Annotated in this window: 18 protein-coding genes; 12 read left to right on the top strand and 6 right to left on the bottom strand. The window is 68.4% G+C overall.

The annotated features are described in order from the left end of the window. Positions 1-62 precede the first annotated feature (62 nt). Positions 63-314: an antitoxin gene (locus FOE78_RS19670; RefSeq protein ID WP_143987785.1), complete on the top strand. Its 252-nt coding sequence runs from the start codon at positions 63-65 to the stop codon at positions 312-314. Further along, the gene (locus tag FOE78_RS19665) at positions 311-739 is read left to right on the top strand and encodes a TA system VapC family ribonuclease toxin (protein WP_143987784.1); all 429 of its coding nucleotides are present in this window, start codon (positions 311-313) and stop codon (positions 737-739) included. Before FOE78_RS19670 ends, FOE78_RS19665 begins: the two co-directional genes overlap by 4 nt. On the opposite strand, the gene FOE78_RS19660 is transcribed toward FOE78_RS19665, so the two are convergent. After that, on the bottom strand, positions 740-1,420 hold the full coding sequence (locus FOE78_RS19660; protein ID WP_228265901.1) for an O-methyltransferase: 681 nt from the start codon (positions 1,418-1,420) through the stop codon (positions 740-742). Between the two features lie 132 nt (positions 1,421-1,552). Between FOE78_RS19660 and FOE78_RS19655 the strand changes: the two genes are divergently transcribed. The 7 genes from FOE78_RS19655 to FOE78_RS19625 all read left to right on the top strand — a co-directional run bounded on the left by FOE78_RS19655 (position 1,553) and on the right by FOE78_RS19625 (position 8,596). Beyond that, positions 1,553-1,774, top strand: a complete 222-nt coding sequence (locus tag FOE78_RS19655; protein ID WP_143987782.1) for a biotin/lipoyl-binding carrier protein — start codon at positions 1,553-1,555, stop codon at positions 1,772-1,774. 16 nt (positions 1,775-1,790) lie between these two features. Then, positions 1,791-2,681 (top strand): 4-hydroxy-tetrahydrodipicolinate synthase, encoded by an 891-nt coding sequence (gene dapA / locus FOE78_RS19650; RefSeq protein WP_143987781.1) that lies wholly within the window; start codon positions 1,791-1,793, stop codon positions 2,679-2,681. Between the two features lie 231 nt (positions 2,682-2,912). Next, the gene (gene sigE, locus FOE78_RS19645; protein WP_143987780.1) at positions 2,913-3,545 is read left to right on the top strand and encodes an RNA polymerase sigma factor SigE; all 633 of its coding nucleotides are present in this window, start codon (positions 2,913-2,915) and stop codon (positions 3,543-3,545) included. After that, entirely contained in the window at positions 3,542-5,020 is a 1,479-nt protein-coding gene (locus tag FOE78_RS19640) for a zf-HC2 domain-containing protein (RefSeq protein ID WP_143987779.1), read from the top strand. The genes sigE and FOE78_RS19640 overlap by 4 nt, the downstream gene beginning before the upstream one ends. 4 nt (positions 5,021-5,024) lie before the next feature. Further along, the gene (locus FOE78_RS19635; protein ID WP_168207604.1) at positions 5,025-6,191 is read left to right on the top strand and encodes a trypsin-like peptidase domain-containing protein; all 1,167 of its coding nucleotides are present in this window, start codon (positions 5,025-5,027) and stop codon (positions 6,189-6,191) included. 50 nt (positions 6,192-6,241) lie between these two features. Next, positions 6,242-6,700: a sec-independent translocase gene (locus FOE78_RS19630; RefSeq protein WP_143987777.1), complete on the top strand. Its 459-nt coding sequence runs from the start codon at positions 6,242-6,244 to the stop codon at positions 6,698-6,700. Between the two features lie 27 nt (positions 6,701-6,727). Beyond that, complete coding sequence (locus FOE78_RS19625; protein WP_143987776.1) at positions 6,728-8,596, top strand: beta-L-arabinofuranosidase domain-containing protein; 1,869 nt, start codon at positions 6,728-6,730, stop codon at positions 8,594-8,596. Between the two features lie 6 nt (positions 8,597-8,602). On the opposite strand, the gene FOE78_RS19620 is transcribed toward FOE78_RS19625, so the two are convergent. Beyond that, positions 8,603-9,781 (bottom strand): Mrp/NBP35 family ATP-binding protein, encoded by a 1,179-nt coding sequence (locus FOE78_RS19620; RefSeq protein ID WP_228266247.1) that lies wholly within the window; start codon positions 9,779-9,781, stop codon positions 8,603-8,605. A gap of 248 nt (positions 9,782-10,029) precedes the next feature. Continuing rightward, a complete protein-coding gene (locus FOE78_RS24860; RefSeq protein ID WP_143988953.1) occupies positions 10,030-10,251 on the bottom strand; it encodes an HIT family protein in 222 nt (73 codons plus the stop codon). Positions 10,252-10,825: 574 nt separating this feature from the next. Here FOE78_RS24860 and FOE78_RS19610 point away from each other — a divergent pair. Next, positions 10,826-12,358, top strand: coding sequence for an NCS1 family nucleobase:cation symporter-1 (locus tag FOE78_RS19610; RefSeq protein ID WP_143987774.1), 1,533 nt, complete (start codon positions 10,826-10,828; stop codon positions 12,356-12,358). On the opposite strand, the gene FOE78_RS19605 is transcribed toward FOE78_RS19610, so the two are convergent. From FOE78_RS19605 to FOE78_RS19595, 3 genes are read right to left on the bottom strand one after another with little or no spacing between them, the layout of a single operon-like run. Next, positions 12,316-12,888: a DUF1003 domain-containing protein gene (locus tag FOE78_RS19605; RefSeq protein WP_143987773.1), complete on the bottom strand. Its 573-nt coding sequence runs from the start codon at positions 12,886-12,888 to the stop codon at positions 12,316-12,318. The genes FOE78_RS19610 and FOE78_RS19605 overlap by 43 nt on opposite strands. After that, entirely contained in the window at positions 12,888-14,180 is a 1,293-nt protein-coding gene (locus FOE78_RS19600; RefSeq protein WP_407662597.1) for a magnesium transporter MgtE N-terminal domain-containing protein, read from the bottom strand. Before FOE78_RS19600 ends, FOE78_RS19605 begins: the two co-directional genes overlap by 1 nt. 51 nt (positions 14,181-14,231) lie before the next feature. Further along, positions 14,232-14,759 carry a hypothetical protein gene (locus FOE78_RS19595; protein ID WP_143987772.1) on the bottom strand — a complete coding sequence of 176 codons (528 nt, stop codon included), beginning with the start codon at positions 14,757-14,759 and terminating at the stop codon, positions 14,232-14,234. Positions 14,760-14,965: 206 nt separating this feature from the next. Between FOE78_RS19595 and FOE78_RS19590 the strand changes: the two genes are divergently transcribed. Further along, positions 14,966-16,120, top strand: a complete 1,155-nt coding sequence (locus FOE78_RS19590; protein WP_143987771.1) for a sensor histidine kinase — start codon at positions 14,966-14,968, stop codon at positions 16,118-16,120. Continuing rightward, on the top strand, positions 16,117-16,794 hold the full coding sequence (locus tag FOE78_RS19585; protein ID WP_143987770.1) for a response regulator: 678 nt from the start codon (positions 16,117-16,119) through the stop codon (positions 16,792-16,794). Before FOE78_RS19590 ends, FOE78_RS19585 begins: the two co-directional genes overlap by 4 nt. Positions 16,795-16,797: the final 3 nt, after the last annotated feature.

Below are 16,797 nucleotides of genomic sequence, written 5' to 3'. Positions count from 1 at the left end.
GGCGGCCACGCCCGTCGTTCGGGCATCAGAGCATCATCGGTGTTGATGCTATGATGCGTGCCATGCGCACGACGGTGACACTGGAGTCCGAGGTCGAGGTTCGGTTGCGCGCCCTGATGAAGGAGCGCGGGATCGGCTTCAAGGAAGCGATCAACAGCGCCCTGCGCGCCGGTCTCGACCTCGACCCCGTTGTTGATCTTGAGTTTCCGAGCTATGACCTGGGGCGACCCCTGGTCGATCTGAGTCACGCCTCCCGCCTCGCCGCGGCCATGGAGGACGAAGAGGTTCTGCGAAAGATGTCGGCCGGCCGGTGAAGATCGTCGACATCAACGTGCTGATCTATGCCATCAATTCAGCCGACAGGAATCACCGGGCCGCCGCCGGCTGGTTGGCTGCCGCGCTGCAGGGATCCGACACGGTCGGCTTCAGTTGGTCGACGATTCTCGGCTTCGTTCGAATCTGCACCAACCCGGCCGCGATGCAGCACCCGCTGACGGTCGAGCAGGCCTTTGATGCGGTCCAGAGCTGGCTGGCCAGTCCGAAGGCTGTCGTGCTGGAGCCGACGGCTCGGCACCTGATGATCATGAAGGGTCTGCTGGTTGAGCGAGGTACGGCGGCCAATCTGACCTCCGACGCCCATCTGGCCGCGCTGGCGATCGAGTACGGCGGATCCGTGGCGACCTTCGATCGCGACGTCGAGGCCCTCGGTGTGACCGTGACGATCCCTACCGCGTCTTGATCAGAGTTTGACGGCGACCAGCAGTCCGTCGCCGGTGGGCAGCAGCGTGCTGACCAGTCCCTCGTTCTCCCGGATCGCGGTCAGGGTGTGCCGGATCGCCTCGGTCTCGTCGTCGGTGTTGGCCGGGTCGGCGGTCTTGTTGTGCCACAGCGAGTTGTCGATCACCAGCAGGCCGCCGGGGCGCAGCAGCCGCAACGCTTGCTCGGAGTACTCGGCGTACTCCAGCTTGTCCGCGTCGATCAGCACCAGGTCGTACGCACCGTCGCTCAGCTTGGGCAGCACGGTCAGCGCGGCACCGGCGATCAACCGGAATCGCTGGTTGGGGATGCCGACCGTACGGAAGGCGTTGCGGGCAGCGTTCTGATGCTCGGCCTCGATGTCGACCGAGGTGAGGATTCCGTCGGGCTGCATGCCGGCGAACAGCGCCAGGCCGGAGACGCCCGCGCCGCTGCCGACCTCGACCACCGCTCGCGCGTTGATCGCCTTGGCCAGCACGGTCAGGGTGCTGGCCGTACCGCGGCTGACCGGCACCGCGCCGAACGCGCGACCGGCCTCCCGGGCCTCGGCGGCCGCAGCGCTCTCCTCGTGGAAGAGTTCGGCGTAGGACCAGGTCTCGGCGTTCGGATGATCGGCGCCGACGGACGCGCTTGCGGGCACGTTGCCAACCTCGGAGGTACTCACGGCGTTCACCCTATCGAAACCGGAATGGCCGTGGTGAGCGAGAACCTGCCCGGCCGGCATCCACCATTAGGATGACGCAATGATCCCGACGAGTCGTGCCCCGGCCGGGCAAACCGGCGAGGGGTAGACCGGATGAGCCACACCGTCACGGCCGAACTGGTGGCCAACGTGCTCAAGGTCGAGGTCGAGGTCGGTGACTTGGTGACCGCCGATGATCCGGTGGTGATCTTGGAATCGATGAAGATGGAGATTCCGGTGCTGGCCGAGGTGGACGGGATGGTGGCCGAGATCATCGCCGGCGCCGGAGATGTGGTCACGGACGGCGACCCGCTGGTCGTCATCGACGAGAGATAGTGCTGAGGTTTCGACAATGATCTTCACATCTGGCCCGATGTTCGGCCGGCTGCTGACCGCGATGGTGACGCCGTTCGCCGCCGACGGGTCCGTTGATCTCGAGGGTGCCGCCGACCTGGCCCGTTACCTGGTCGACGATCTCGGCACCGACGGGCTGGTGATCAGCGGCACCACCGGTGAGGCGCCGACGACCACCGACCAGGAGAAGGCCGAGCTGCTCACCACCGTCATCTCGGCGGTCGGCGACCGGGCCTCGGTGATCGCCGGCGTCGGCACCTTCGACACCCGACACACCGTCGAGCTGATCTCGGTCGCCGACCAGGCCGGCGCCGACGGCGCGCTGGTGGTGACTCCGTACTACTCCAGGCCGCCGCAGTCCGGACTGCTGAGGCACTTCGCCACGGTCGCCGACTCGACCGCGTTGCCGATCATGATCTACGACATCCCGCAGCGCGCCGGCACGCCAGTGGCGACCGAGACCATGATCGAACTCGCTCGGCATCCGCAGATCGTGGCGGTCAAGGACGCCAAGGGCGACCTGACCGCCTCGAGCAAGGTGATGGCGGCGACCGATCTGCTCTATTACTCCGGTGACGACGCGAACACGCTGCCGCTGCTGTCGGTCGGCGGCGTCGGCCTGGTCGGCACCTCGACCCACTTCAGTGCGGTCGGCGCCAAACAAATGATCGAGGCGTACCTGGACGGCAAGGTCGAGGAGGCGCTACGGCTGCATCGGCAGTTGTTGCCGATCTTCACCGGCGTCTTCGCTACCCAGGGCTGCATCCTGGTCAAGGCCGGATTGGAGCTGCAGGGTCGCGCGGTCGGCGGACTGAGGTCTCCGATGGTGCCGGCCACCGACGAGCAGAAGGTCGCGCTGCAGCAGGCACTGACCGCCGCCGGACTCTGAGCCGGGAACAAACCCCTTCCCGCCGCCGTTGGGCCTGGTGAGAATCTCCTAAGAGAGTCGGGCGCAGACTTGGGCGGTTTACCAGTGTTCTCACAGCGGTTTACTAGAAAGGCTCACAAGAATGAGCCGCCAGGGCAGCCAGCCCTGCACCCGCTGTACGAAGCCGCCCCGCTGTACGAAGCCAAGGAGACGGTCCAGGGCACGGGTGTCACCCCGCCGAGAGGTGAACCGATGTCCCGCAGCGCGACTGAGCCCGTACCGGCTCCGGAGGAATGGATCCCGCCGACCTGGGAGGAAGTGGTCCGCGACCACAGCGCCCGGGTCTACCGGCTGGCGTACCGGCTGACCGGCAACCGGCACGACGCCGAGGATCTCACCCAGGACGTTTTCGTCCGCGTCTTCCGCTCGCTGCACAAGTTCAAGCCGGGCACCTTCGAGGGCTGGCTGCATCGGATCACCACGAATCTGTTCCTGGACTCGGCCCGTCGCAAGCAGCGGATCCGTTTCGACGGCTTGGCCGACGGGGCCGAGGAACGATTGCAAAGCCCACTGCCGGCTCCCGGTGAGCAGCTGGCCGACGCGGATCTTGATCATGACGTGGCCGCGGCGCTGGCGGCGTTGCAACCGGAGTTCCGAGCAGCGGTCGTACTGTGCGACATCGAGGGGTTGTCGTACGAGGAGATCGCCTCGGTGCTCGGGGTGAAGATCGGCACCGTACGCAGCCGGATCCATCGCGGACGGACCCAGCTGCGTACGGCGCTGGCTCACCGCAGCCCGTCCCAGCAGCACGCCCGCTACTTCGGCGTCGAGGCCGAGTCCGGCGATCGTCGGCCGTCGATGTTGGGAGCCATGGGGACGGCGTGAATCTGCGGTCATGTCGGGACTTCGCCGAAGCGCGTTCGGCGTACGTGGACGGTTACCTCGGCGAAGCCGAGCGGCAAGCGCTGCTCCGGCATCTGTCCGACTGCGCGGCCTGCCGCGATGAGGTCGCCGAACTCCAGCGACTGCGGATCCTGCTGACCGACACCGGGCGGACACCGACCCCGATGCCGGCTCAGCTGTCCGACCGGCTCGCCGCGATCGCCACCGCCACCTACGACCCGCCTGGTCACCGGATCAAGGTGGTTGCCCCGATGTCGGCGGCCGGGGTGGTGCTGCTGCTGATGGTGATCGCCGGTGTCGGGTACGTCGCGGCACCAGCCGAACGAGCACGCGTCGCCGACCCGACCGCCGCGGTGCGTGCGGACTTCTCCGCCGCCATCGACGAGCTGCCGCTGACCAACCCGGCGGTGTCGGCGGCGCTGCTGGTCGATCCCGACAAGCTGCGGACCGCCGAGATCCAGAGTCCCGCCGACCCTGCCATGCGCGGTCCGGCCCTGACGGCCGACCAGATCACCGCCCTGCTGCACCAGGCCGACCGTGCCTCCGATCGACTCGCCAGAACCGGCGTCGTACGGGTGCTGGCGCCGCGGGACCACCGGTCCACCGCCGCCGACGTGACGATCAGCACCGAACCGGGCATCGGCAGCCGGGTCGTGGTTCGGTCGCTGTCCGGCGCCGAACTCACCCGGGGCCTGATCCCGTCGACGCCGGGCCAACTCGACGACGACGATCAGCTCCAGGCGATGGCGTCGGCCTACCAGCTGTCCGGCGTCAGCGGTGGCACCCTGCTCGGCCGTCCGGTGTCCCTGGTCGAGGCCCGTCGGCACGGCAGTCCTGCGGGGCAGCCGGCGGCCGCTCGCTGGTGGATCGACGACGCCACCGGCCTCATCCTGCGGCAACAGAACTACGACCACGCCGGCCGATTGGTGGTGTCGGTCGGCTACCGCTCACTGCGGCTCGGCCGCGCCGTGAACACCGCCGCGATCGGAAGCCCCTCGCAGCTGGCCGCCCCACTGCTCGGCTCGTCGTCCACCACGGCGGCCTTCAGCACTGCCAGTGCCGTGCGGCTGACCCGTCAGGGCTGGTTCTGCCACGCCGAGCTCGCCGGCATGGCGCTCAGCCGGCTGCAGGCCGATGCGCCGACCGAGCCCGGCGTCGTCCACATGGTCTACACCGACGGCCTGTCCACCGTGAGCGTGTTCGAACGGCGCGGCCTGCTCGCCGACTCGTCGGCGGAGTCCCGCTGGGATCCCACCCTCGGCGCCTACCGCAACGACGCCCTGTTGAACACCGCCAGCTGGCAGTCCGGCGGGGCCGTCTTCACCGTTGCCACCGATGGTTCGACGGCGCTGCGGGATCGGGTGGTGGCGGCGTTGCCGCATGACGATCCGGACGGCGCCAGTACGATGGCGCGCGTCCGCGCGGGCTGGGCTCGCATCCTCGACAGCGTTGGGTGAACCGATGAGTTACCCCCCGCCGCATCAGCCGTACCGGCCTCCGGCGCGCCGCAGCAGCGGCACCGGCCGGATGGCGGCCGTCCTCAGCAGCGTCGCACTGGTAGCTCTGCTGGTCGGCGGCGGCGCCGGCTACCTCGGTGCGAAGCTGGCGCAGCCGGACGCATCCGAGGCCGAATCACCGGCGACCAACGGTCCGACCCAAGCCGCGCCCGCGGCGACGCATCCGCCGAGTCCGACGGCGTCGGTGCCGCCCACCCGCAACTCGGTCGACACCGTACGAGTGGCCGAACAACTACTGCCGAGCACGGTGACCATCCGCATCTCCAGCGGCAGCGCCACCGAACTCGGCTCGGGCTTCGTCCTCGACCGGCACGGTCGGATCATGACCAACAACCACGTCGTCGCCGACGCCGGCCACAACGCCATCTGGGTGACCGACTCCACCGGGCGACGGTCCAAGGCGAAGCTGGTCGGCCGCAGCCCCGCCTACGACCTGGCCGTCATCCAACTGTCCAAACCTGGCGGGCTGCGGCCGGCAACGCTCGGCGACTCGTCCACGGTGCGGGTCGGCGAGGCGGCGGTCGCGGTCGGATCCCCGCTCGGCCTCGGCGGCACCGTGACCGAAGGCATCATCTCGGCGGTCAACCGTCCGGTCGCGGTCGGCGGCACCTCCGCCGGCGGCCAGGCCTACCTGAACGCGCTGCAGACCGATGCGCCGATCAACCACGGCAACTCCGGCGGCCCGCTGGCCGACGGCAGCGGATCGGTGATCGGGGTGAACTCGGCGATCCTGACCGGATCCGGCAGCAACGACCGCAGCGGCAACATCGGCATCGGCTTCGCCATCCCGATCAATCAGGCCCGCCAGATCGCCGGGTTGCTGATCAAGAACGGCTACGCCACCTATCCGGTGATCAACGCGACGGTGTCGACCGACAGCCAACGCGGCGGCGTCCTGATGGCCAGCATCACCCCGGGTGGGGCGGCATCCAAGGCGGGGCTGAAACCGGAGGACCTGGTCACCGCGATCGACGGCCAACGGGTCTTCGAGACCGACGACCTGATCGTGGCGATCCGCAACCATCGTCCCGGCGACACGGTCCGGTTGAGCTACCAGCGTGACGGTGACGAGCACTCGGCTCAGCTGAAATTGGCATCGGAACGGGGTTAGCTTGCCGGATCGTCTAGTCTGTGCTCGCGAGGCGACGAAGGGGTAGCGAGATGTTGGATATCGGGGCACCGGAGATCCTGGTGCTGGCGGTCATAGCCGTGATCGTCTTCGGCCCGGAGAAGCTGCCGCAGTTCGCGCGCAAGGCGGCCAAGGCGCTGCGCTACGTACGCCAGATGGCCGGCAGCGCGCAGACCCAGCTGAAGAGCGAGCTGGGCACCGACTTTGACGACCTCGACTTCCGCGACCTGAACCCCAAGACCTTCGTGGCCAAGCACCTGCTCGGCGACATCGAGCCCCTGGCCAACGACATGAAGGACGAACTGAAGGGCCTGGGCAGCCTCGGCAAGGACACCGTCGGCGAGGCCACTGCAGCCATCAACGAGGCGAAGAGTTCGGCCCGCGTCACCACCCGTACCTCGGTCAGCACCCGAGCCGGGGTGACCGCGACGATGGTGCCCGCCCTGGAGCCAGTCACGGCCGGCACACCGTTCGACCCGGACGCCACCTGACCGAGGGCTGCCGTAGGCTCCTGGCCCATGGTTTCACCGGGCCGCTCTCGTCATGCCGAACTGCCGTTGGGCGCCGTCCGCCCGACCGGCTGGCTCCATGATCAACTTCGGCTGCAGGCCGACGGTCTGACCGGCCGGCTGCCCGAGGTCTGGCCGGATGTCGGCCCGGACAGCGGTTGGCTCGGCGGGCCGGGCGAGTCCTGGGAACGCGGCCCCTACTACCTGGACGGGCTGCTGCCCCTGGCCTACCTGCTGGACGACCGCGAGCTGATCGAGAAGACCCGGCCGTGGGTGGACTGGTTGATCGACTCCCAGCGCGCCGACGGCTGGTTCGGGCCGCCGGACAACGACGACTGGTGGCCGCGGATGATCGCGGCCAAGGTCCTGACCCAGCATCACGACGCCACCGGTGACGACCGGGTGCTGCCGATGCTGTCGGCGTACTTCCGTTACCAGCTTGAGAATCTGCCCGGCCGTCCGCTGTCCGGCTGGGGCCGGGTCCGGGGTGCAGACAACGTGCTCAGCGTGCTCTGGCTGCATCGGCACACGGCTGAGGACCGGCTGCTGGAGCTGGCCGATCTGCTGCTGGAGCAGACCGAGGACTGGGGCCGGTACCTGACCGAGGCCCTGGTCACCGGCCGGGCGTTGTTCTTCGATCACCGCACCCACGGGGTGAACGTGGCGATGGGACTGAAGACCGACGCCGTACGCTATCTGCGCTCCGGCGACGAACGCTACCGGGCCCGTACCGAAGCGTCGTTGGCCGCGCTCGAACGCTGGCACGGACAGGCGCATGGCTGGTTCTCCGGCGACGAGTTCCTCGGCGGCCGGGAAGCCACCGCCGGGGCGGAGACCTGCCTGGTGGTGGAGCTGATGTACACCCTGGAGCAGCTGTCGTTGATCTTCGGCGACGGGGTGTGGGCCGACCGGCTGGAATCGGTCGCCTACAACCTGCTGCCGGCCAGCTGCGACCCGCGGATGCTGGCGCATCAGTATCACCAGCAGGCCAACCAGGTCAGGGTTTCGGTCGGGCAACGGCCGTGGACCTACTCCAGCGACGACGCCAACCTCTTCGGGCTGGAACCGCATTTCGGTTGCTGTACAGCGAATCTGCACCAGGGCTGGCCGAAGCTGGTCCGCTCACTGTGCCTGCAGACCCTGGACGATGCCGGCCGGCCCGACGGCCTGGCACTGACCGGATATCCGCCCTGCACCGTGCAGACAAAGATCAACAACGTCGGCGTCCGGCTGGCGGTGGCCGGCAACTATCCGTTCAGTCACAAGATCAACATCGAGGTGACGGTGGAGCAGCCCGTCGACTTTGCCCTCGGCCTGCACATCCCGGGCTGGTGCGCGGAACCCAAGATCATGATCAACAACTCGGCGTTCTCGGTCGATGCGGATGGAGGGTACGCCAGGATCTCGCGGCAATGGCAGTCCGGCGATCGGATCGAAGTTGATCTTGACACCCGGCCTCGGGTGGAGCGGCGGGACCGGCAGGCGGTTGCGGTCCGCTACGGCGCGCTGACCATGGTCGCCGGAGTGGGGGAGAACTGGATCCCGGTGCCGGACGCGCCGGGCCTGGGCGAGTGGGAGGTCCACCCGCGCAGCTCCTGGAACTACGGCATCGATCCGGCCGAACCGGCGCAGTGGCCGATCGAGCATCGCCCGGTCGCCCCGGTCCCGTTCGCCTTCGACCACGCACCCGTACGGATCCGCGTGCCCGGCGCCCGCATCCCCGGCTGGGGGATGGACGGCGAACAGGCCGCCACCGTCCCCGAAGGCCCGGTGCTCGGCTGCCCGGTCAGCAACGACGTCACCCTGGTCCCGTACGGCAGTGCCCGCCTGCGCATCACCGAGATCCCAACGGTCAAGGACGTCCGACCCGGCGCATAGCCAGGCTCAGTGGGCTACCGGCTGCAGGTTGAGCTTGCGGCCTGCTAGGCCGCGGCCGCGCTTGATCAGGGTGTCGGCCAGCTCGCTCAGCGCCCGCGCCGACGGCTGCTGCGGGTCGGTGCCGACGATCGGCTTGCCCAGATCGCCGCCGGAACGCAGCTGCGGATCGAGCGGCACCTGGGCCAGCAGCGGAACGTCGTACCCGACTCGGGTGGACAGGGTCTCGGCGACCTCCTCGCCGCCGCCGCTGCCGAAGACGTCGTAGCGATGCTGTTTGCCGCAGTCCGGGCAGGTGACCTGCAGGTAGGACATGTTCTCCACCACGCCGATCACCCGCTGGTTGACCATCGAGGCCATCGTGCCGGCGCGTTCGGCCACCTCGGCGGCGGCCTGCTGCGGCGTGGTCACCACGATCACCTCGGCGTTCGGCAGCTTCTGGCCGACCGAGATCGCCACGTCGCCGGTGCCGGGCGGCAGGTCCAGCAGCAGGAAGTCCAGATCTCCCCAGAACACGTCGGCCAGCATCTGATGCAGTGCCCGGTCCAGGATCGGTCCGCGCCAGGCGACCACCTGATCACGACGCGGCTTGAGCATGCCGATGCTCATCACCTTCAGACTGGTACCGGTGTTCGGATCGGCGGTCGGCACCGGCATGATCATGTCCTCGACCGAGGTTGGCCGAGCGTCGGCGATGCCGAGCATGGCCGGCACCGAGTGGCCGTAGATGTCGGCATCCAGCACGCCGACCGACTGGCCGTGCGCGGCCAGCGCCATCGCCAGGTTGACCGTCACCGACGACTTGCCGACGCCGCCCTTGCCGGAGGCGATCGCGATCACCTTGGTCAGCGAGTCGGCCTTGGCGAACGGGATCTCCTTCTCGGTCTGGCCGCCGCGCAGGTTGTCCCGCAGCGCCGTACGCTGCTCGTCCGACATCACCCCCAGCGTCACGTCCACGGTCTCGATCCCGGGCACGGTCGCGACCGCGGCGGTCACGTCGCGACGGAGCGTGTCCTTCATCGGGCAGCCGGCGACGGTCAGCAACACCTCGACCTCGGCCCGGCCGCCGTCGCCGACGTCGATCCGCTTGACCATCCCCAGGTCGGTGATCGGCCGCCGGATCTCGGGGTCGTTCACCTTTTCCAGCACCTTGGTGATCGCGTTCACCAGTGGGTTGTCAGGGGTCAGCGTCTCAACATCCGGCATGGCCGCCAGCGTAATCTCCGCGGCTCGCGGAGCCGACTCCGGTCTCGCTCGCACCGGCCGGATGCAAGCAAGGTCACATCGCCCTGGCATCTCCGGGCTTGTGCAGACTGCTCCGAGCGTGTGGCGACTTGTCCGAGCCTGTGTCGATTTGGCCGAGTGTATGCATCGAAATCGGCCGATCCCCTCTGTGCACTGGCTCGGCCAAGTTGCCGTTAGCTCAGACAAATCGATCACTCGACGCCAAGGACAACGGGCCCGTCCAGGCGAAGGAGATCTGCATACATCCGGCGCTCGTCGGCAGACGGATATCTGGTTGCTCGGTCCTCTGCTGTCAGGTGATCATCGGGCCATCGGGCGATGATGTGCTGGTGGAAGTGCCAGACGGTTTGGTTCCCGTCCGGTTCATTGTGCTGGCGCAGCGAGACCCCGGTGCACCCGTAGCGAGCGCGCATGCGTACCGCGATCTGCTGGGTCACATCGAAGAGGGCAGACCGGTGAAACCACAGCGTGGATCAGTCATCGTGCATCACATAGTCCGCTTCGGTTATTCCGTCGATGCGACCGGCGAGTGCGTCACAGATCGGGCACCCGTATTCGGCCGGCTGATGACTCCAGACGGCTGTCCTCATGACGGTCAACCTACCGATGGCTGCGGGCTCCGGATTTCAGGAGGTTCGGGCTCTCGCGGGGGACTGTATGGGGCTACAATCTCCTGCGATTCTTGGCGTCGGGGCGGTGCCCAGCGGGGGCTCTGAACCCCGCACGTTCCGGAAGTTGGCGCATCGAATCGTTCTGCACCGCCCAGAATCCCGCACGTGCTGGAGGTTGGCGCCCCGAATGGGTCCGCACCGCTGAGAACCCCGCATGTGCTGGAAATTTGCAGACCGGGTCCGGGGATCGGCTGGGGGTTGGTGTCGTTCGGGGCAGGCGGCCCACGGATCGGTTGCCCGGGGCGCCAGGTTCCGCCATAGTGATGGAGATTTGTGATCTGACGCGCACCGGTACGCAACGAGGCGGGGGACGGGAATGGTCGACACAGTTCAGACACGATCCGAGGAGCTGCCCGACGGGCGGGTGGACACGATCCTCGGTGACGACCTGGCGCAGAGCCAGTACGTCAATGATGATCTTGCTCCGGTGCCGCTGAAGCGGCGGACCTGGTCGACGTACAGCTATGCGGCGTTGTGGATCGGGATGTCGCACAACCTGGCCACCTGGGCACTGGCGGCCGGCCTGATCGCCGTCGGGATGAACTGGGCGCAGGCGATCCTGGTGATCGCGGTGGCGAACGTGATCGTGCTGGTGCCGATGCTGTTGAACGCCCACGCCGGCACGAAGTACGGCATCCCGTACCCGGTCTTCCTGCGATCCATCTACGGGGTACGCGGGGCCAACTTCGGCGCCCTGCTGCGTGCCTTCATCGCCTGCGGCTGGTTCGGCATCCAGACCTGGCTGGGTGGTTCCGGTGTCGCCGTGGTGCTCGGCCGAGTGTTCGGCGACTGGTGGGACAACGCCGGCACGGTCGCAGGGGAAAAGTGGACCTTGTGGGTCTCCTTCGCGATCTTCTGGGTGCTGCAGATGTTGCTGATCTGGAAGGGCATGGACACCATCCGGCGATTCGAGAACTGGGCCGGGCCGGCCGTGCTCGCGGTCGCCATCGTGATGCTGATCTGGATCGTCACCAAGGTCGGCGGCTTCGGACCGCTGATCAACCAGCCGTCCAAGCTGGGTTGGGGTGCTGAATTCTGGAAGGTCTTCTTCCCCAGCTTGATGGGCATGATCGCGTTCTGGTCGACGATGTCGTTGTCGATCCCCGACTTCACCCGGTTCAGCAAATCCCAGAAGGGGCAGATGATCGGCCAAGGGCTCGGGTTGCCGACGACGATGACCTTCTTCTCCGTGCTGGCGGTGTTGATCACCTCCGGCGGCGTCGCCCTCTACGGCGAGGTGATCTGGGATCCGACGCAGCTGATCGGCAAGTTCGACAACACCTTCGTGGTGCTGTTCGGCGTGGTGACGGTCGCGGTGGCGACACTGGCCGTCAACGTCGCGGCCAACGTCGTCTCACCCTCGTACGACTTCTCCAACGCCTTCCCCAAGATCATCAACCGGCGCACCGGCGGCATCATCACCGGCATCCTCGGCATCGTGATCATGCCCTGGAGGTTGCTGGAGAACGCGAACACCTACATCTTCGTCTGGCTCGACTTCTACGGCGGTCTGTTCGGTGCCGTGGCCGGGGTGATGATCGCCGACTACTGGTTCATCAAGCGGCGCCGGATCGAGGTCGCCGAGTGCTATCGCCGCGACGGTCACTACTGGTTCACCGGCGGCTGGCACGTGAAGGCCGTGGTGGCCACCGTGATCGGGATGATCATGGCCGTCGGCGGGGCGAATTCGCCGCTCGATGCCCAGGGCAACAAGACCGGCCCGTTCCCGGTGGACGGGTTCATTCCGTTCCTGAAGGTGTTCTGGCCCTACAACTGGATCGTCGGTTTCGTCGTCGCCGGCGGCCTCTACCTGCTGCTCTCCCGGCTGCTTCGAGATCGTCGTCCCTGACCGTCATCGTGTCGGCGGGGCTCCTCGTCGGTGTCCTCGTCCAGCTCGGCCAGGATCGACCGCAGTTCGGTGCGGAGTTCGGTTCGCAGGTAGTCCCGGGTGGCCAGATCGCCGACCGACATCCGCAGGGATGCGATCTCGCGGGCCAGGAAGTCCATGTCGGCACGGGATTGTGCGGCCTGCCGGCGGTCCTGCTCCAACTGGACCCGGTCCCGGGCCTCCTGCCGATTCTGGGCCAGCAAGATCAACGGCGCGGCGTAGCTCGCCTGGGTGGAGAAGAACAGATTCAACAGGATGAACGGGTACGGGTCCCAACGCAGCCCGAACAGTCCGACCAGGTTGATGATCACCCAGAGCACCACGAAGGCCGTCATGTAGGCCAGGAAGCGTGCTGTGCCCATGAACCGGGCGAACGCCTCGGCGAAGTTGCCGAACGCGTCCCCAGAGATCTTGATCCGTGGCAGCACCGGCTGCCGGCCGCCGCCCGGCGTGTTGAGCCGGTTCGACTCCTCCCGTGGCGCCCGGGCCATCAGCGGTTGTCCCCAGCATCGGCGGAGCTGCTCATCGCGTCGAGTTGATCACCACGCCAGTCCTCCGGCAGCACATGATCAAGAACGTCGTCCACGGTGACCGCGCCGATCAACCTGCCGGCCTTGTCCACCACCGGTGCGTTCACCAGGTTGTAGGTCGCGAAGTAGCGACTGACCGCGTGCAGATCGGCTTGATCATCGAGCGGCTCGAGATCGGAATCGATCAGTCCGGAGACCAGCTCCGACGGCGGTTCTCGCAACAACCGCTGGATGTGCACCGCGCCGACGAAGCGTCCGGTCGGCGTCTCCAGCGGCGATCGGCAGACGAAGATCATCGCCGCCAGTGCCGGACTGAGCTCCTCCTGCCGGACCAGTGCCAACGCGTCGGCAACGGTCGCGTCCGGCGGCACGATCACCGGTTCGGGCGTCATCATGCCGCCTGCGGTGAACTCCTCGTAGGTGAGCAGCCGGCGCAGGTCCTTGGCCTCCTCCGGCTCCATCTCGGCCAGCAGCACCTCGGCCATCTCGTCCGGCAGCTCGTTGATCAAGTCGGCCGCGTCGTCGGCGTCCATCTCCTCCAGCACTCCGGCCGCTCGTTCGACGTCCAGAGCCTGGATCAGCTGTACCTGTTCGTCTTCGGGCAACTCGCCGAGAGCGTCGGCGAGTTTTTGATCATCGAGCGCGGAGGCGACATCGGAGCGCCGGGTGGGGGAGAGGTCATGCAGCTCGCGGGCCACGTCGGCCGGCTTCATGTCTTCCATCTCGGCCAGCAACTGCTCGGTGGCCTGTCCGTACGATCCGAGCAGGGCTGCGATGTCGGACCACTCCACGATCGCCACCTGGCCGCGCCGGCCGAACGCACCGCCGAAGCGGCGCGATCTGGTCGACTCGCGCAGTGCGACTTCGGAGATTTCCCAATCCCGGTTACGAACCTGGTGCATCGCCACGTCGAAGATCACCCACGGGGCCGGGCTCGACGGCCGGCTGACCTGCTGATCGAACAGATCCTCGGCCACCAGGGTCTCCGACTCGCGGCGGGCGAACCGACGGGTGTTGACCACGCCGGTGGTGATGATCTGCACCGCATCGATGCTGCGGACCCGTGCCATCGGGACGAAGATCCGATGGCGCGCGAACAACTCGACCACCAGCCCCTTGACCCGGGGCGGACGGCTCAGACTGCGCTCGGTGATCAGCACGTCGCGCAGCTTGCCGATCGTGTCGCCGGCGTCGTCCAGGATCGACAACCCGCGGATCCGGGAGATGAAGATGCTCGAGCTGGACCCGTTCACTCGGTGAGCGTATCGCGTACGTTGTGGGTCGACCGCCGGTGACGGCGACCCTCACGCACGTGCGCTCGACTCGTCGCGGCTCCGCGTGCTCGGGATCTCGGCGGCGACCGCGACGCAGAGCCACGCGGCGCCTGAGAGCAGCGAGAGCCCCATCTCACCGCCGGCGGCAGCGGCGATGATGGCGACGAGCGGCGCGGCCGCGATCCAGCGTGGTCGGGCGACGATGCTGCCCGTGATCGTGAACGCGAGGCTCCCCAGCAAGCCGAGCGCCATTCCCACCGTGAACAAGGGACCGAGCGCACCCACTCGGTGCACCGCGCCGACGGCGGACTCGAGCCCCATGCACCCGAAGCCCGCGGCGGCGACGAACGCGAACACCCGCAGCGGTTTGCTCGTGGACAGGAGCCTTGCTAGGGCGACGATGCCCAGCGCACTCCCCACCATCGCCACGGCGTACGCGGCGTCGAGCAGGTGATCGTACGGGGCCCCGTCGAAGCCTAGGGCGCGGTGCGCGAGAGCGCAGAGTCCCTCGACGGCGAAGCTGGCGGCCGCCAGGAAGGCGGCGGTGCGGTAGTTCATGGCGGTGCTCTCATCGGTCGGAGGTGGATCGGTTGCGCCCGACGATAGGAATGACGCGCCCCTGCGCGCGTCGGCCAACGGTCCGAACTCGTTCCTCACCCCGCAGGATGAGACGCGTGCAAGATCGCCACGCAGGGTGACGACCGGCGAGGTTTCTCGGTTTTACAGTGGCGATATGTCGGGAGTCGACCTGAGGCGACTGTGGGGTGGTCGGCCGCGATCCTCTCGTCGCAGCCGTTCTGTGCGCGCTCGGCTACGTCGAGCTGTTCGTGCCCGCGCGGTACGGGGGCGATCCCGTCTGGCCCGGGCCGACGGCGGCCAACGTCGTACTCGTGGCCGCCTCGACGCTGCCCCTGGCGTGGCGGCGGCGGTATCCGACCGCCGCGCCCGCCGGCGCGCTGCTGGCGCTCGGCCTGGGCGCCCTGCTTCTCGGGGGTGCGGAGGCCACCACGTCGTTTCTGGTGTTCCTGGTGGCCTCGTTTGAGCTGGCGGTCCAGGGCCGCCGGTCTGTGCTGTGCGCGTCGTTCGTCGTGCTCGTGGGTGCCGTTCACGAGCTACGGGACCCGCACGTGCAGGGGGTCGGGGATGTCGTGTGGGGCTTCGGCATCATGATGGCCGGCTGGCTCGCCGGCTGGGCCGTGCGGACACGTCAGCGCCGCATCGGCGACCTGGAGGACAGCGCGGCGCGCGCGAGCCGGGAGCATGCCGAACAGGTCGAGCGGGCCACGGCAGCCGAGCGCGCCGCGATCGCCCGCGAGCTCCACGACATCGTGTCGCACCTGGTCGCGGTGATCGTCATCCAGGCGCAGGCCGGTACTCGCGCGCTGCCCCGCGAGCCGGCCGTCGCGGCCGAGGTCCTCGCCACGATCGAGTCGAGCGGCCGCGCCGCGCTTGGTGAGCTACGCCAGCTGCTCGGCATGCTGTCCGGTGGCGACGAGACGGCATCCGAGCCGCTCGCGTCGTTGAGCCGCCTGCCCGAGCTCGTCGAACGCTGCCGACAGGCGGGGCTGAGGGTCGAGGTGAGCGGGGAGCCGCCGACCGGCCTCGGGCTGCTGACCGACGCGACGGCGTACCGGGTCGTCCAGGAGGCGCTGACCAACACGATCCGGCACGCACCCGGGGCGGCGGTGCGGGTGTCGGTCCGGGCCGGTGACGGTCGCCTCGTCCTGGAGGTGGCGGACGACGGTGGCGGCGGTGGTGGCGGTGCCGCGGGCACCGGCCGCGGGCTCATCGGGATGCGCGAGCGGATCGCGCTGGTCCGCGGGGAGCTCGAGGTCGGCCCCCACGACCGCGGTTGGCGCATGCGGGCCGTCCTGCCGCTCGACGAGGTCGCCGCGCAGGTGGGGGCCGGGCTGCCGTGATCCGGATCCTGCTGGCCGACGACCAACGGCTCGTGCGGACCGGGTTCCGGCTCATCCTCGAGTCCGAGCCGGACCTGACCGTGGTCGCCGAGGCGGCCGACGGCCAGCAGGCCATCGAGCTCGCTCGGACGACCCGACCCGACGTCGTGCTAATGGACGTGCGCATGCCCGTGCTGGACGGCATCGCCGCGACCGCCGGGCTCACCGGCCAGCCCGGCGGGCCCCGCGTGCTCGTGCTCACGACGTTCGACCTGGACGAGCACGTGTACGACGCCCTCGCGGCGGGTGCGAGCGGGTTCCTGCTGAAGGACGTGAAGGCTGACCAACTCGTGGACGCGATCCGTACGGTCCACGCGGGCGACGCGCTCCTGGCACCGACGGTGACGCGCCGGCTCATCGGCCGGCTCGTCGCCGCCCGTCCGCCGCGCAGCGGCAGCACGACCAGGTCGGAGCTCGCCGCGCGGCTCACGGAGCGCGAGCAGGAGGTGCTCGTCCTCATCGCGCGCGGCCTGTCCAACGCCGAGATCGCGAGGGCGCTGGTGGTATCGGGGGCCACCGTGAAGACCCACGTCGGCCATGTGTTCGCGAAGCTGGGCGTGCACGCCCGGTCGCAGGCCGTCATCGCGGCCTACGAATCCGGCCTGGTCCAGCCTGCGGAGTTCGACCGGACGTGACGC

Origin of the sequence: Microlunatus elymi, assembly GCF_007362775.1 — a bacterium.
In the GTDB taxonomy this organism is placed as follows: Bacteria; Actinomycetota; Actinomycetes; order Propionibacteriales; family Propionibacteriaceae; genus Microlunatus; species Microlunatus elymi.
This window is presented reverse-complemented; position numbering and strand designations above follow the sequence as displayed.